The sequence below is a fragment of the Streptococcus anginosus genome, assembly GCF_001697145.1.
Taxonomy (GTDB): Bacteria; Bacillota; Bacilli; order Lactobacillales; family Streptococcaceae; genus Streptococcus; species Streptococcus hominis.
In genome coordinates this window covers 511222-526198 of record NZ_CP012719.1, presented here as the reverse complement: position 1 = coordinate 526198, position 14977 = coordinate 511222, and the positions used below count along the sequence as shown (strand labels likewise).

17 protein-coding genes and 1 pseudogene are annotated in these 14977 nt (G+C 36.2%); 11 read left to right on the top strand and 7 right to left on the bottom strand.

Going from position 1 to position 14977, the window contains the following annotated elements; translation table 11 throughout:
• Positions 1-17 precede the first annotated feature (17 nt).
• The 11 genes from SanJ4206_RS02645 to SanJ4206_RS02595 all read left to right on the top strand — a co-directional run bounded on the left by SanJ4206_RS02645 (position 18) and on the right by SanJ4206_RS02595 (position 7874).
• The gene (locus tag SanJ4206_RS02645) at positions 18-635 is read left to right on the top strand and encodes a Rha family transcriptional regulator (protein ID WP_003028265.1); all 618 of its coding nucleotides are present in this window, start codon (positions 18-20) and stop codon (positions 633-635) included.
• Positions 636-637: 2 nt separating this feature from the next.
• Positions 638-922, top strand: coding sequence for a hypothetical protein (locus tag SanJ4206_RS02640; RefSeq protein ID WP_003028266.1), 285 nt, complete (start codon positions 638-640; stop codon positions 920-922).
• A 313-nt stretch (positions 923-1235) separates the two neighbouring features.
• Positions 1236-1634, top strand: a complete 399-nt coding sequence (locus SanJ4206_RS02635; protein WP_003028267.1) for a hypothetical protein — start codon at positions 1236-1238, stop codon at positions 1632-1634.
• On the top strand, positions 1627-1827 hold the full coding sequence (locus SanJ4206_RS02630; RefSeq protein ID WP_003028269.1) for a hypothetical protein: 201 nt from the start codon (positions 1627-1629) through the stop codon (positions 1825-1827). Before SanJ4206_RS02635 ends, SanJ4206_RS02630 begins: the two co-directional genes overlap by 8 nt.
• 480 nt (positions 1828-2307) lie before the next feature.
• Positions 2308-2631, top strand: coding sequence for a MerR family transcriptional regulator (locus SanJ4206_RS02625; protein WP_003028271.1), 324 nt, complete (start codon positions 2308-2310; stop codon positions 2629-2631).
• A 2-nt stretch (positions 2632-2633) separates the two neighbouring features.
• A complete protein-coding gene (locus tag SanJ4206_RS02620) occupies positions 2634-3164 on the top strand; it encodes a hypothetical protein (RefSeq protein WP_003028274.1) in 531 nt (176 codons plus the stop codon).
• Positions 3165-3246: 82 nt separating this feature from the next.
• On the top strand, positions 3247-4698 hold the full coding sequence (locus SanJ4206_RS02615; RefSeq protein WP_037582589.1) for a DNA primase family protein: 1452 nt from the start codon (positions 3247-3249) through the stop codon (positions 4696-4698).
• 312 nt (positions 4699-5010) lie between these two features.
• Positions 5011-5169, top strand: a complete 159-nt coding sequence (locus tag SanJ4206_RS02610) for a DUF2292 domain-containing protein (protein WP_003025520.1) — start codon at positions 5011-5013, stop codon at positions 5167-5169.
• A gap of 82 nt (positions 5170-5251) precedes the next feature.
• Positions 5252-5935 (top strand): head maturation protease, ClpP-related, encoded by a 684-nt coding sequence (locus tag SanJ4206_RS02605; protein ID WP_003028282.1) that lies wholly within the window; start codon positions 5252-5254, stop codon positions 5933-5935.
• A 23-nt stretch (positions 5936-5958) separates the two neighbouring features.
• On the top strand, positions 5959-6855 hold the full coding sequence (locus tag SanJ4206_RS02600; protein ID WP_003028283.1) for a hypothetical protein: 897 nt from the start codon (positions 5959-5961) through the stop codon (positions 6853-6855).
• A gap of 815 nt (positions 6856-7670) precedes the next feature.
• A complete protein-coding gene (locus SanJ4206_RS02595; RefSeq protein ID WP_003028284.1) occupies positions 7671-7874 on the top strand; it encodes a cold-shock protein in 204 nt (67 codons plus the stop codon).
• A gap of 144 nt (positions 7875-8018) precedes the next feature.
• On the opposite strand, the pseudogene SanJ4206_RS02590 reads toward SanJ4206_RS02595, so the two are convergent.
• The 7 genes and pseudogenes from SanJ4206_RS02590 to SanJ4206_RS02560 form a co-directional block, all read right to left on the bottom strand.
• A pseudogene (locus SanJ4206_RS02590) lies at positions 8019-8652 on the bottom strand (RpiB/LacA/LacB family sugar-phosphate isomerase).
• Entirely contained in the window at positions 8649-9110 is a 462-nt protein-coding gene (locus SanJ4206_RS02585) for a GNAT family N-acetyltransferase (protein WP_003028287.1), read from the bottom strand. Before SanJ4206_RS02585 ends, SanJ4206_RS02590 begins: the two are co-directional and overlap by 4 nt.
• 12 nt (positions 9111-9122) lie before the next feature.
• Entirely contained in the window at positions 9123-9551 is a 429-nt protein-coding gene (locus tag SanJ4206_RS02580) for a GNAT family N-acetyltransferase (protein ID WP_003028288.1), read from the bottom strand.
• A 60-nt stretch (positions 9552-9611) separates the two neighbouring features.
• On the bottom strand, positions 9612-10553 hold the full coding sequence (locus SanJ4206_RS02575) for a S41 family peptidase (protein ID WP_022525187.1): 942 nt from the start codon (positions 10551-10553) through the stop codon (positions 9612-9614).
• A 114-nt stretch (positions 10554-10667) separates the two neighbouring features.
• Complete coding sequence (locus tag SanJ4206_RS02570) at positions 10668-12056, bottom strand: APC family permease (RefSeq protein ID WP_003028290.1); 1389 nt, start codon at positions 12054-12056, stop codon at positions 10668-10670.
• A 146-nt stretch (positions 12057-12202) separates the two neighbouring features.
• Entirely contained in the window at positions 12203-14191 is a 1989-nt protein-coding gene (locus SanJ4206_RS02565) for an ABC transporter permease (RefSeq protein ID WP_003028291.1), read from the bottom strand.
• Complete coding sequence (locus tag SanJ4206_RS02560) at positions 14184-14951, bottom strand: ABC transporter ATP-binding protein (protein ID WP_022525185.1); 768 nt, start codon at positions 14949-14951, stop codon at positions 14184-14186. Before SanJ4206_RS02560 ends, SanJ4206_RS02565 begins: the two co-directional genes overlap by 8 nt.
• Between the last annotated feature and the right edge of the window lie 26 nt (positions 14952-14977).

Sequence of the window (14977 nt, the reverse complement as noted above, 5' to 3'; positions counted from 1 at the left end):
GAAAGGAGTAGGCACACATGGAATTAGTTTACATGGACGGCAAGAGAGAGCCGTATACACTTTCAAGCATTATTGCAGAATGTGCAGAGGTAAAACATAGGCATTTGAAAATATTACTGAATAAGCACCGAGCAGACTGTGAGAAGTTTGGAAAGGTGACATTTAAAATTTCACCTTCAGAGGCTGGGCAAAATGTACGTGACTATATTCTGAATGAGCAACAAGCTACGTTGTTAATCACTTACTTACGTAACACCGAGCCAGTTAAAGAATTTAAAACAAATCTAGTCAAAGCATTCTTTGAAATGCGGGACGAGCTAGCACAGTTTAAGCTGCAGCGTGCTTTAGAACTGCCCAAAAGAAAAAGCCTACATGAGGCTATAGAACATTGGGAGAATGCCCCTAAGCACGCTCACAGTACAGTAAATAATCTTTTACTAAAGGGTGCTAGCGGTATGAATAAGCGTCAACTTATGGTAGCACGTAATGGACATAACGGTATTAATAGCTTAACTAGTGATGAACTTATCAGATACCAAGCATTAGAAGATATGGCTATCGCTATGATTAACCTAGATATGACCTACCAGGAAATAAAAACCATAGTCTTTAGAAAACAGACACAAGGAGGATAAAAATGTATCTACCAGAAGAACGTGAGACGGTTATCCGTTACGATGAACTAGATAATTGTTGGTATTTTGAAAGTAATGTGCGGCGACACGTTACGAAGATTTTGAAAATGGAACACGCTTTTGAAAGCATCAAAAAAGAATTTGAGAATAATTTTTGCATCTCTGTACGAGCTAAATTATCAAATCTTAATGATTTTTCTGTCAATCCATTTGTCAGAAAAAAAGCAAAAATGACAGAAGAACAAAAACGAAGGAACGCAGAGCGTTTAAAATCGATTTTAAGCTAATTTTCGCCCAAGTAAAATGGGCAAAAACGAAACTGAAATATATCGCAGGTATAATTATACCCCCAAACAAAAATAAATTGTTAAAACAAACAAGAAGCAGCATTACAGAGAAACAACAAAAAAGCCTTAGCAGTCGGCAAACTTACAAGGCTTTTCACACAATCAACTAAAATAATACAGCAGGCAAGCCGTAAGGGTTTTAGTTATTTTATATTTAGATTATACCATAATCTAGCAGATATTGCCATATATAAAAATAAATAGAAAATCTAAAATAAGGATTCCTTAACTTAGAATAGAAAGAGGATTAAGCATGAAAAAAGAAAACATCTCTATATTAGCCAAATTTAATGTTGATAATCAAGAATATAAACCTATTAAAAATGCAATATCAGAAGAATTGCAAGACGTAATTAGTAAAGTTTATCAACTGGATCCCAATACGGGAAGAACACTGCACTTCTTAACTGATATTATGATGAAATATTTTCATGAAGACGTGAAACGGGTGTTACAGGGCGAACTTTCTCCCATTGAGCATGCTTTGAATGGAATGAAATCAAATATTGAAAAAACTCGTTTAGCTTTATTCAAAGACGGATACAATGATAACGGAACCGCAGACAATCCTATGTGGTACTTACAACTGGCACTATTTGACTTTGAACATATTAAAAAATTAGCAAAGAAAGAGAAGTTGCGTCATGAATGAGTTAGATTTAACACCAGAACAAACGATTATACTGATTTTCTTCTTTAGTTGGTTGCTTTGGAAGTTATGGAACTTTGAAAGTTATTTTAAGCTCGATTTTGAAATAAAGACAAAGCGAGAGGAAAAAGATACAGATAAGTTAAACCCTCACTATGGGGCTTATATACAACTTGCAGGGAAAAGATATAACTAGAATACAGCAAAAACTTAAAATCGTTCAACATTGAACGATTTAGAAACATCAGCATTTTACCAAATCTCTCAACGTTGAAACATTTAATTAAGTTTAGAAATTTCCCGACGTTGGGAAATGTAGACAACGTTGTCCACATTTTAGCGATATGTTGGCACATACCAACATCTAGGAATGAACATAAATGCAGGGTTGAATCGGAATGTCGAAACGTTACGACATTTAAAGCTACTTGCTCTCTTTCGAATTACTCAACGTTGAGAGATTTGGTAGCTATTGGTCTTAAAGAAAATCCCCAAAACGGCCACATGGTCGCATTTGGGAAGCTAACAGAATGATGAAGGTTGCAAGAGAACTTCCAAATTCTGACACATGGCAGAATTTAAGCAGTCGAACCCCTATACCTTATAGCCACTCTATCGAACAAAGTAAAGCGAGAATACCTTAAAAAACAAGATAAATATTTGAAAGGCGGTTAATATGGCATTATTTAGCTTAGATACAGAAACACAATTAAAGACGGAAGCCTTAACCTTGCTTTCTAACTTTCTGCAGTCTTACACGCAACCAAAGCCAAGACAGCTCGGACTAATGACAGCCCAACAGGTCAAGGAAGAATTAGGAATAAAATCCAAAACCTTGGCACGTTGGGAAAAAGCAGGTTTAAAACGATACCGCCCGCCACTAGAAGATACTAGAAAAGTTTTCTATAAAGCTAGTGATGTTCTGATATTTTTGGGGGTTGATAACCATGAAAAAAATAATGCACACTTAAAGCATTTGAAAAAGCAAAGAAAGGATTAGATATGTATGAAATTATTGAGTTAACTTTACATACTAATAAGCTAGGATTATTTGGATTTTTGAAGCATAATCCTACCAAAGTTTTAAAGAATGGAGATTTTTACAAATTTTTATACTTTGCCCCCTTAGGTCGTGAGTTGATAGCTTTTTCTTATACGGACATCATAGTAAAGACGACAACCGACGATCCGTCCAAAAGTGACACCAAAAAAGGTTGGATATTGGTAAGGGATAAGAAAATAGCACTGGCTAGTGCTGATCTTTTGGAAATTTTGCAAGATTTGGAATCTACCAGACTGGTAGAGAATCGACAAGGAACATGGATAGAATTAAAAGGAGAGATATTGGATATTGTTTCACAGGGTATCTATACAAGGCGTGAAGTTGCCTATTTTATTCGTTTATTATTTTTACATGGCTATGATTTTGATACCGTCTTAGAGTTATTTACAAATCTTGTAAAACGCGCTGACCTAGCAGGCTTTTTTCTTGATACTATTACAAACATTTATAAGGGGGAGAAAATTGGATAAAAACGGAATTTTAAAAGAAATTTACGGAAATGAAGAGAAAACACAGCTACTAGATAAGACAGAAATACCAGCACCGCAGACTATGAAAGAACTTTATAATACTTTACATGAAGCGGGGAAAAAATGGCGGGAAGCTAACACCGTGACCGAATTTTACACTAATGGAGAGAAAAAAGGACAGGTAAAAAGTAAAAAAACAGCATTACCTAGACCGCTTGATGTGGCTAATATTCTAAAAAAAACTTGTTACTTTGTCTTTATCGGAAGAGGTATTACAACAGATCAGAACTTACTTTACTTGTATAATTTGGATGAGGGTATCTATATAGCTAGTGTTGATATTTTTAACAAGTTATGTATCGAATTTGACAGTCGTCTGAGGAGTAAGCACTTTAGAGAAATTCAGATTGTTTTGCGCACGATGACAAAACTAAAAGAACCGTTATCAGATAGAAACCTGATACCTGTGAAAAATGGTATCTTTGATTTGAAAAGAAAGGCTCTGCTACCGTTTTCTCCTAGTTATATCATAAAAAGTAAAATCAATACAGCATACCATGATAAACCTATGAAGCCAATTCTAGACAAGTGGTTTGATTTTGATGAGTGGTTAAAATCTATTGCTTGTAATGATGAGGATATTGTTACTCTATTATGGCAGATTATGAATGAAGCTATTAACCCTAACTACACAAGAGGAAAGATGGCGATTTTGTACGGTGAAGGAAACAACGGAAAAGGGACGTTTCAATCTCTTTTAATAAATTTAATAGGCGCTAAGAATATCAGCAACCTTAAACCCAATCAATTTGAAGAAAGCTTTCAACTAAGTGCTCTTGAAGGAAAGGTCTGTAATATAGGAGATGATATTTCTAACAAGTATCTTGATGAAGTAAGTGACCTTATGAGTGTAGTCACAGGCGATAGTGTACATGTTAATCCTAAGCACCAACAACCCTATGAAGCAGTGTACAAATGCTTCTGCTTGTTTTCTGGAAACGAATTGCCAAAGGCGAGAGCTAAAAATCAAGGATGGTATAGGCGTTTGTGTATCGTTCCCTTTAATGCAGATTTTAATGGACAAAAAGAGAAACCAGAAATCAAAAACCAATATTTAAAAGATGAGCGCCTGCTTGAATGGGTACTTTATCGCATATTGAACCTTGAAAAGTTTGATAAATTCATAGAACCCCAAGCAGTAAAGGAACTATTAAGCGAATACAAAATAAATAATGATTTTTATTTTTCATTTGTCACCACATTCTACATACCTAACGGCTACCACGAATTGCAACATGTCCCACTAGCAATCATTAAAGATTGGCTAAAAGACTTTACAAGCAATGAAGGCATTAACGACCCCAATCTTTACGGGCATGGTCAGAAAGTAACAGCAATATTGAACAAGGAAACAAAGAATAAATACACTGTAAAGAGTTTTAGAGTATCTGAAAAAGACAAAAAGAGAATAGCCCCTCAAAGCTGGCAAGAAAAAAGCCTGATCGGGTCAGTCAAGGGAATATACAAACAATAAACCGTGACCATGTGACTGTCTTGTTGTCCTACTTGGATAAGTTGGTAACAGGGTAAAAACATTGATTTAAAGACTTTTTCATGGATTATTTTTAGACTTGTGACTTTGTGACTGTGTTTTTTATTATATTACGTAAAAAATATTTTATAAAAAAACATTATATATAAAAAATAAAATTTAAAAGACGGTCACAACATAATAGATTAAAAAAAGTCAGTATTATCAGGGGTTTTCCCCGTGACCGTGTGACTATTGAACATAGTCACAAATTGGATGATTTTACATAATTTAATTAAAGAAAGAGGAAGACTAATGGAAAATGAATTTACACAAATGTTAAAAGAGGGCTTTATCTTATTTATAAAAAATGATAAAATAGATACAGAGTTACCTCCCAAGTTTGGGAAAATAACTTTACATTTTCAAGAAGGGAAATTAACCTATCTTGAAAAAACAGAAACTAAAAAATAATAGTCTACTGAAACAATCAGGGACATCAGAAAGTTCAATACTTTTTGGTGTCCCTTTTATGTTGTAGACCAAAGGAGGAACAATGCAAAAAATAGAAATCAAAGGCGTTATTATCCCTAAAAGTTCTATACCAGAGTATAAAAAAGATGGTAGGGAGTATACTTCACTAGAAGATATAAAAATCCCTTTTCCATCTGAACCTCTTGAAGTCCGAATTAACTCAAGCGGTGGGGATGTGTATACAGCTAATGAGATATATGCAAAATTGAGAGGGCATAAAGGAAAAGTAACTGTAAAAATTGTAGGACTGGCCGCTAGTGCAGCAAGCGTGATAGCTATGGCTGGGGACGTAATAGAGATGAATCCTATAGCACTGATGATGATTCATAATGTATCAACCCTAACTTACGGGAACAGTCAGCAACTTAAGCGTCAAATAGAAACTATGGACGTAGCAAACGATGCATTAGCTACCGCCTATCAAGAGCGAACAGGGCTAGCAAAAGAAAAAATCAAAGAAATGATGGAGCGCGAGACATGGTTATCTTGCGATACTGCCATTTCTTTAGGATTTGCAGACAAGAAGATGTTTGTTAAAGATATTGATACCACAATGGTTAAACGAATTGTCGCAAGTTTACCACCTATAGGTGCATATGAATACACAGAGAAGACCATAAAACCTTTATTAGGGTTGGATAAGCTGGCAAGCATAACGAAGAAGAAAACTACAGACAACTTAGGGGACTATCTCCCTACATTTTAAAACAAAGAAAGGTTAAAAAACACATGGCAATTTTAGAAATTAAAAACACATTGACAATTAAAGAAGCACGCAGTATTTATTTTGATTTAAAACAAGAACTAGGTTTAATTAAAGGAACACTATCCTTTAACAACTCTTTTACAGATAAAGAAATTTTGATATATGTTGTTCCGTTATTATCAGGTATGGATCATCAGGAAGCGAGTTCACATCTAAAAAGTAACAACGTTTTAATTGAAAAATTGATAGAAAAAATCCAACAGGTAACTGTTAATCGTTATCTAACGGATAAAGAAAAAGAAGCATTATATCTGGATATTCGCAAAAAGTATAATCAGCTACTTTCTGATAAAGCTAAAGATTTTACTAAAGCATTTAAACCGAGTGTATCTGACGCACTAAAACGGATACAACTAACAATAGACACATTAAAAGAAGTTTATGATAATAGTTATCTAAAGATATTAAACTCCGTATTTTTGAAACTGCAGTATATCAATAATGATTTTAAAAATAGAGAACAGAATATTTTCTTTAACGGTCGTTTTACTGAAGTAGCTGATGTATTGGATACACTGCTTCCACTTTTTCCTGAATTGTCAGCACGAGACGAAAGTTATTATAATAAACGTTTTGTATATAATAATTCAAAATACTATGAAGCCTTATCAAGTTACTTAAAAGCGCAAGGGCTGCCCGTAAAATATATTTATATTGATACTGAAGCTGAAAAGGCTGGAAAAACTCCAACAGCTTATCGCGCCCAAATTATTGAACAATGGTTAGAGGATAATCAACGTCAAACTATTCAGCTTGAATATGCCAAAAGCAAAATAAACGAAATTGCCAGCGGTTCAAATTTTGAAACACTAGAAGAATATAAAAAGAAATTCAAAGATAGCTTATTAGAGAATGATTAGATAAAAAAATAAATCTTTAGTTTTCAATACATTTTTAAAAACATAAATGATATATAACAAAAAAATGTTGCATTGTATATTTAAAAAATAGACTAATCTATTAGAAAATATAGCAGTTAAGCTGTATTTAAAAATGCAACACTTTCTAAGATATGTGACATTAAAAACGAACGATACACCCCCCTACCAAATAAATGTGCGTTTTTATCCGAAAACCGTAAACCGATGGATGCTCAACTAACCAAAAATGTACGCTATTTTTACATATTAGGGGGGTGGTTTTAGGTAAAACACGAACAAATAAGTTTTAAAGGTTGACAAATTCTTTAGAAAATCATAGAATAATAGCGTTAATATTAGGTCTTTCATCTTCTTTTTTCATCATTTAAGAGGAGGAAAGAAACAAAAAAAGCGCACCTTATGGCTGCGCTAATTTCTTGCCTGCTGAACTCGTGATCAATAGACCTTTTAGGTCTATTTTTATACTCCCTTTTGTGGACTTTGAGAGGTTTTCCAATGAATACTAATGATATATGATATTTTACAAACCTTATAATACCAAGCTTTAGGGAATACAATGGGTTACTAATGACAATGAGAAACGAAAATTTCTTCAAATGTCATGATATACCTCTTTCTGCTTTTCATATAACTAGTATAGCAAAATATGATGTCCTACGCTGTTTTTTCCTTGCTTTTTGCTGCTACTTCTGTTAGACTTGCAAGAGTAAATGAATTTTGAGTGAGTATTTTTGTTTTTCATCTTTACTTTTTCTATTTTTTACGCAACATTTTAGAGAAAGGAAGTAAGATGTATGGCACAAGGTACAGTAAAATGGTTCAATGCTGAAAAAGGCTTCGGCTTTATTTCACAAGAAAACGGACCAGACGTTTTTGCTCACTTTTCAGCGATTCAATCCGACGGATTCAAATCACTGAATGAAGGTGACAAAGTAATGTTTAACATTGAAAAAGGTCAGCGCGGTCTTCAAGCAGTCAATATTACAACATTAGCATAAAACAAGACAAGACTGGGATTTCCAGTCTTGTCTTGTTTTAAAATGACGTTATAATGTCAAGCTCAATTTTTACCATAAACAGTCAAAATTGCAAAGATAATGAAATGTATAGGGACATCTACTTAGTACCTCCGCTTTTTCATTTCACTTTTTACCTATTTTTGATTTCAGCAAACGGATGAACTCTTCATTGGTTCCATTCGTTATAATAGCATTCATCACTATCTTTCTTTGCAACAATTTAGTGAAAGTATCAGTTGGAAGTTGTTCTACTAATTCTTCCCAATTGCGTTTCGTTAAACGGTTCAAATCCTTTAGGGCACTTGCTTCCAACCTTTTTCTTTCCGCTTCATTTTCAGGATAGCCCATACCAAACTCACCATCAAATAATTTATCCAATGTATATTGCAGGTTCAATTCTCCTTGCCAACCAAAATTCAACCCTAATGGCAGGGAAGCAACATTTCCTCCATTGATTCGTCCAAAGAGGAAAGCATCTTGTGGGGTCTCTATATAGCCACACAAAAGACCTGGTAAACTATTACAGGCAAGCATCATCCCTTGACCAGAAGAGCAACCTGTTACAACACACTGCTCCACTTTCTATTAAGAGACTAATCATCATCGCTATCTCAACATAAGAATACTGCTCGTTCTCCTCCTCGAAAATACCAAAATTCAGCACTTCGTCAGACGATTGGACTGCTTTTTTTACAGATTCAAATAGCAACGAATTCATATTTCTTCGAGTAGTTCCTTGGATAACCGCAACTCTCATTTCAACTCCTTTTCCATTTTGACAAAAAGGTAAATATCGCCATTGCTTTCCTGAGGCTGCCGTCCGATTACGTTGAAACCACAGCGAAGATAGAGCTTTTGAGCTCTTTGATTAAAATCTGCAACTGAGAGAGTTAGGCTTTTTACTGAGATATTTTCTTCAATAAACTGCAGAATGGTTTGTAAAAACTCTTCCCCTTGACCTTTACCACAATACTCTGGCTTCATCCCTAAACCTAGCTCTTGCTTGTCTTTGCCAACTGGGAAAAGACAGAAAAAACCATACAATTCATCATTTTTGAGAATTTGATAATAGTGATTGCCACGCGCTTCAGGAGATAAAATTTCTTCATAATCCTCAGGATCCGCTTGCATATCATAAAAAGTATAGATTCCTTCGTAATGCCAATGATTAGCAATTTCTTCTGCATTGCTTTGACTTAATGGTTCAATTTTCATAGATTTCCTTTCTTAAAATTCCCAATAAAAACGTTTCTGATCAGCTTTTTCCTCACAACCCAATTTTCGATAAAACTCATGAGCCTTCATTCGTGAAATACCAGAGTTTATTCGAATACCTGTGTAACCAGCTGCCACGCCCTCTTCACGAATAGCCTGCATCAAAGCTTTGCCATATCCCTGACCTTGAAAATCTGGAGCAACAGCCAAAGCCAGCAAATTGAGCAAAGACGGAAAATATAAGCAATCATAGCTAGCTGCGTGGGCACCGCCGACAATTTGACCTGCTGCATTTTCAGCTACCAAGATAAAATGATCAGACCTATCCAACAGCTCTGATAGTTTCTGACGAGTTTCTATCAAGCCAAAATCATAGCCGAGAGCAGTTGCATTGATTTCCTGAATAGCCACTGCATCTGAAAGTTCTGCAGATCGTATCATATTCGCACCTCTTTTTCTTTCTATGTATAGCAAAAAACAGCGGTAATCGCTATTTAGAGATTATTTCGATATTTGCTCTAGTAACCAAGTTCTAGCATCATTCAATGGTGTGGTTGTAGCAATATCTGGCTCGATTGGAGTATTTTCATAACGATTACCCTTTCGGTCAATAATCCGAGAGACCGTCAGCTGAATTGTTGCCCCGTCATAAAGAGAATAAACCATATTTCCTGTTGTATAGCCAGCTGTTGGCTTGCCAAAAATTTTAACGTTTGGTAAGCCTTTGAAAGCTAATGTCGTCATTTCACCAGAGCTAGCTGTATTACCGTTAACTAGAATTGCTATAGGAATTGTTTTAGAACTATTTTTTTCTTCTGTCTGCTTGCTTGCCAATATTTGTGATAAAGTAGTACCTATTTTTTGCCCATTTGCATATTCAAATTGAAAGAGAGTTCCATTAGACAAAATAGCAGCTAATCCACCAATCATAGGATACATATTGCCACCGCTATTATTCTCCAAATCCACAATTACTCCCTTGTAAGTTTCCTTCGTCAATGCCTGATGTAGCATTGTACGATAAGCCTTAGCCTCTTTCTCGTTTCCCATAAAAGGAGGTAATTTCAAGTATAGAATATCATTCTCATTTTTTATGACAGGAAGCCGGCTCTCTTCCTTTGGTGAAGTTTTAAATTCCTTCGGTGTATAAAAATAAGAATGTTTTCCTCCTGATAGTTTTGTCATTCTCTTTAGAACTGGATAGGTATCTACATACGTTTTGGCAGATTTGACTTCTTTTAATGCTTTTTCCTTTTCTTGTGACCAATTTTCATCAATATAAAGAGCAGAATTCATCTTATTTAGAGCAGATTTTGCGTATTGCTCAGGACTAGGTGGTAAAAGATAGATATCATAATTAGGACCAAAATATAACACTGCTCCTAATACCGCTAAAAACAATACTCCTAGCACACCTAGACAACCAATGCATCCTTTTTTCATTTTTTCCTCCATCACTTACTTTATTATCACTATTATATGGAAAAATAGAGCCAATTGCCTTAGCTCTATCTTACAATTTACAATTATTTCTTACATTTTTGTAAGGTAAACTCATCAATTGATTTCCGAATGTTGATATCCATAGATAAAATAGATAATTGTTCCAACTAGTAAGGCAAGCCCGAATGCTAGCCAAGTATCAGAGCCATATTGGCTCATGAAAGACAGGCAGATAATAATGGATAAGACAGGCGTCAGAGGTACAAAGGGAGTTTTAAATTCCCCTGCTTGAGGAAGTCCTTTATCCTTGCGCAACTTCAAAATAGCCACTGCTAACAAAATCAGATAAGCCAAGGTGCAGATATTTAGAAAGGATGCGATACTGGCTAGCGGAAAAATCCCCGCACAAACTGCTGCGGCTATTCCTACCAAAATCGTAGCATTTCTCGGTACACGACTAGTAGCAGTTAATTTTCTAAAAGACTTTGGCAACAAACCGTCACGCGCAATGCTGTAAATCATGCGCGACAGAGCATAAGTCATGGAAATGCAGACAGTAATCAAAGTCAAAATAGCCACCACTGACACATAATTAGCTGCCCAGCTAAGCCCCGCACTGCGAAGCGCAAACGCGACAGCATCTGCCACATCTAGCTTGCTGTAGTGAACAATCCCTGTCAGAACCAGTGTCACCAATATATAAAGTACCGTTACAATGGACAAAGATAGCACAATTCCTCGTGGAACATTTTTTTGTGGCTCCTTAATCTCGTCCACTGCCATAGAAATAGACTCAAAACCCAAAAAGGCAAAGAACATCAGAGAGGCGCCAGCCATAATTCCAACATTGCCACCATAGAGTTTACCAAAGCCAAACGGAGCAAAATGAGACCAATTTTCAGGCTTAATAAAGAAAATCCCTACAAAGATAAAAAGGGCAAGCGCCGAAAACTTCAAGATAACCAAAGCGGAATTAAATCGCAGAGCTGCTTTGGAATTTAACAGCACTACACCAGTCACAAATACCAAAACAAGAATCGGCAGTAAGTCTACATAAGTTCCTGCCTGCGGATTGAAGGTTCCATTGAGCGCTTTTGGCACACTCAACCCCAATCCGCTTAGCAAGCCTTTCAAATAGGAAGCCCAACCAGAGGCAACGCTAGATACCGCCGTCATAAATTCCATAATGGTCAGCCAACCTGCTATCCAAGCTGGAAACTCACCAAGGACAGCATAGAGATAGCTATAAGCACCTCCATTTGCAGGAATTCTTGATGCAAATTCTGCATAAAAGAAAGCAGAAATACTCACGCAAAGAGCAGAAATAATAATCGAAATTACCAAAGCGGGACCAGCTAGAGTTGCAGCCGCCGTTCCGGTAATCGTGAAAACACCCGTTCCCACCATAGCGCCAATTCCTAACAAAATCAAATCAAGCAATCGTAAATGACGACGCATACCAGTCCGATCTCGACTGACATCTTTTTTCCGAAAAATATTCATCCTAAACTCCAATTTATTAGATTGAATTATTCTACCATAAAAGCAATCAAAAAGGAATCAAACGTCCCTCTTTTTTGTTAAATAAATTGAAAAAGGAGCAAGAATAGCCCTACTCCTTTTCGCGATTATCTATACTTATCACTAACTTACATCGACACAATTCTACGATAACTGCGTGATGTAATCAGAAAGACGAGTATATAGACGATAAGAAAAACAGCACAAACGCCAAGTGTAACTTCCAACATCAATGTAGCATTTAAGACACCCAGAACTTTCAGCATAAGGCTCAGCATATGATAAGCAAAAGCCAGATGAACAAAGGCAAAGATGAGTGGCAAGAAGAACACCGTCAGAATTTGCTTGCGAATGGTTCGCTTGGTCTGCTTTTCATCCAGTCCCACCTTTTGTAAAATCACAAAGCGATCACGGTCTTCATATCCTTCTGAAATCTGTTTGTAGTAAATTACTAAAACCGTTCCTAGCATAAAGACAATAGATAGGAAAATTCCGATAAAGAAAACCCCACCGAGCATGCTCATGATTTCCTGCATACCTTGGATTCTTGTATAACCATACACACCGGCATTATCGGGGAGCGTCGTATTGAACTGTTTCAACTTCTTCTGATAAGTTGTATCCAAATCCCCTTTTTCCTTATCAGAAGCCTTAATATTCAATCCACCATATAATTCTGTATTAATTGTGTAGTGCTCCTTTTGTGCATCTACTATCTTTTGTGGATCATTGACAACCATAAAAAGTGACTGCGGTACAACGATATTATACTGATCCGCGACATTTCCAAGAACAAAGTCATCTTTTAAAAGTTCTTTCACTGTCAATTCTTGCTCAATCAGCTTAAGAGGTTGATCTTGCCTTACAGATATTCCTTTTGCAAAGATGGCTGTCTCATTGTCTTTTAAGTCCAACGTTTTGCCAGTCATCTTTTGATAATCAGCAGCTGAAAACAGAAGAATGTAAGCTTGTGGAGAAACTCGTGTTTCTCCTTTTGGATAAATGTCAAGCTGATTACTGTCTTGTTTTTTAATTCCCATAGAATAATATTGATAGGCATTTTTCTTAGTAACTTTTAGATGATTTTCATTTGCAAACTCTGTCAATGCTTGTTCCAATTGGGCAGCTGATACTTCTCTTCCCTTTATAGTATAGTCTTGAGGATACATCGCTTTTTTCAAATAATCAGCACCTGCATAAATGTTGATACCACCAGCTAAGGTGACTAAGACCATGGTTGACAAAATCGAAATCGTTGCTAAGCCAATCGCATTTTTCTTCATCCGAAAAATGAGATTAGAGACAGAAATCATATTGTTTGGTTGATAGTAATATCGTTTATTTTTCTGGAGCAACTGCAAAAATACCGTAATCCCTGCATTGAACAGCAGATAAGTCCCTAAAATAACAAAAAGAACCGCTATAAAAAATATACCAATTGCTGTCAATGGATTTTTGACACTCAGAGCTAGGTAATAAGCATAGCCTAAAGAAATCGATCCAATAATCGTTTGAATCAGAAGAAATCGTCCTTTTCTTTCACCGCTATTCTTTTCCTTGGCCAATTGCAAAGCATTAAAACGTAGAATCCTCAAACCGTTGACAAGCACCAAGCCCGCAAAAATAACGCCATAGATGACAACAACTGAAATAAGAACTAACCATTGAAACGTGGATACTAGAACAACTTTTAACCCCATCAATTTCAGTAAAAAGGCATAAATCAGTTTATCAAATACAATACCAAATCCAAGACCAATCGTGACAGTCGTCGCTCCTAAAATCAATAACTCAATGAACACCATTGTAAAGAGATGACGTTTATTAAGCCCTAGCATTCCATAAAGGCCTAGCTCTTTCGAACGGTTTTTCATGACGAAGCTATTAGCATAAAAAACGATAATCGCTGCAGCAATCGTCACAATAATCACTCCAAGAGCCAAGACAAATGAAATAGAACTTGCCCCCTGCATTTTTTGTAAATGAGGATTAAACGTTAAAGAATTAAACATATATGAAATAGCGACGACTAAACAAGTTGCCAACGCAAACGGATAGTATAATCTACGATTTTTCACTAGGTTAGAAATCGCTAGTTTTCCTGCTAATCTAAACACCTTGACTCACCTCACTTGCCATGACCGTTAAGGTATCTGAAATTTCTTGGAACATCTGCCGCTCGGTCTTATCTCCTCGGAAGATTTGATTGTACAAAATTCCGTCCTTGATAAAAAGTACGCGCTTAGCACGGCTTGCTGCAGAAGTCGAGTGCGTTACCATGAGAATTGTCTGTCCGCGGTCATTAATATCATCAAATACATCTAAAAGTGCCGCAGAAGACTTAGAATCGAGCGCCCCTGTTGGCTCGTCTGCTAGCAGAATTTCTGGATTGGTAATAATAGCACGCGCTACTGCCACCCGTTGCTTTTGACCGCCTGAAATTTCATAGGGAAACTTTTCCTGCAATTGGTTAATCCCCAATTCATTACAAGTCGTGACCAACTTTTGCATCATTTCTGTAATCGAACGGCGTGATAAAACGAGCGGCAGTAAAATATTGTCTTTCACAGACAAGGTGTCTAACAGATTGAAGTCTTGAAAGACAAAGCCGAGTTTTTCCCTGCGAAAACTAGAAGCTTGATTGTTTTTAATCGTTGCGGTATCGGTGCCATTAAGAAAGACGCGTCCTTCGGTTGGCTTATCCAGCATGGCAAGGATATTCAAGAGGGTGGATTTCCCAGAACCGGATTCCCCCATAATGGCGACGTAATCGCCTTTTTCCACTGTAAAATGAATATCTTTCAGTGCTTCCACTTGATTGCCTTGAAAGCGGGTTTTGTAAATTTTCTTCACATGTTGTACGTCTAATAGTGTCATCATTTTCTCCTAACAAATTCTTATAT

Coding starts and splice junctions, on each gene's coding strand:
- SanJ4206_RS02610 (WP_003025520.1), top strand. CDS start 5,011: ATGGAAAATGAATTTACACAAATGTTAAAAGAGGGCTTTATCTTATTT.
- SanJ4206_RS02640 (WP_003028266.1), top strand. CDS start 638: ATGTATCTACCAGAAGAACGTGAGACGGTTATCCGTTACGATGAACTA.
- SanJ4206_RS02620 (WP_003028274.1), top strand. CDS start 2,634: ATGTATGAAATTATTGAGTTAACTTTACATACTAATAAGCTAGGATTA.
- SanJ4206_RS02645 (WP_003028265.1), top strand. CDS start 18: ATGGAATTAGTTTACATGGACGGCAAGAGAGAGCCGTATACACTTTCA.
- SanJ4206_RS02635 (WP_003028267.1), top strand. CDS start 1,236: ATGAAAAAAGAAAACATCTCTATATTAGCCAAATTTAATGTTGATAAT.
- SanJ4206_RS02605 (WP_003028282.1), top strand. CDS start 5,252: ATGCAAAAAATAGAAATCAAAGGCGTTATTATCCCTAAAAGTTCTATA.
- SanJ4206_RS02630 (WP_003028269.1), top strand. CDS start 1,627: ATGAATGAGTTAGATTTAACACCAGAACAAACGATTATACTGATTTTC.
- SanJ4206_RS02600 (WP_003028283.1), top strand. CDS start 5,959: ATGGCAATTTTAGAAATTAAAAACACATTGACAATTAAAGAAGCACGC.
- SanJ4206_RS02575 (WP_022525187.1), bottom strand. CDS start 10,553: ATGAAAAAAGGATGCATTGGTTGTCTAGGTGTGCTAGGAGTATTGTTT.
- SanJ4206_RS02615 (WP_037582589.1), top strand. CDS start 3,247: ATGAAAGAACTTTATAATACTTTACATGAAGCGGGGAAAAAATGGCGG.
- SanJ4206_RS02595 (WP_003028284.1), top strand. CDS start 7,671: ATGGCACAAGGTACAGTAAAATGGTTCAATGCTGAAAAAGGCTTCGGC.
- SanJ4206_RS02580 (WP_003028288.1), bottom strand. CDS start 9,551: ATGATACGATCTGCAGAACTTTCAGATGCAGTGGCTATTCAGGAAATC.
- SanJ4206_RS02625 (WP_003028271.1), top strand. CDS start 2,308: ATGGCATTATTTAGCTTAGATACAGAAACACAATTAAAGACGGAAGCC.
- SanJ4206_RS02560 (WP_022525185.1), bottom strand. CDS start 14,951: ATGACACTATTAGACGTACAACATGTGAAGAAAATTTACAAAACCCGC.
- SanJ4206_RS02585 (WP_003028287.1), bottom strand. CDS start 9,110: ATGAAAATTGAACCATTAAGTCAAAGCAATGCAGAAGAAATTGCTAAT.
- SanJ4206_RS02570 (WP_003028290.1), bottom strand. CDS start 12,056: ATGAATATTTTTCGGAAAAAAGATGTCAGTCGAGATCGGACTGGTATG.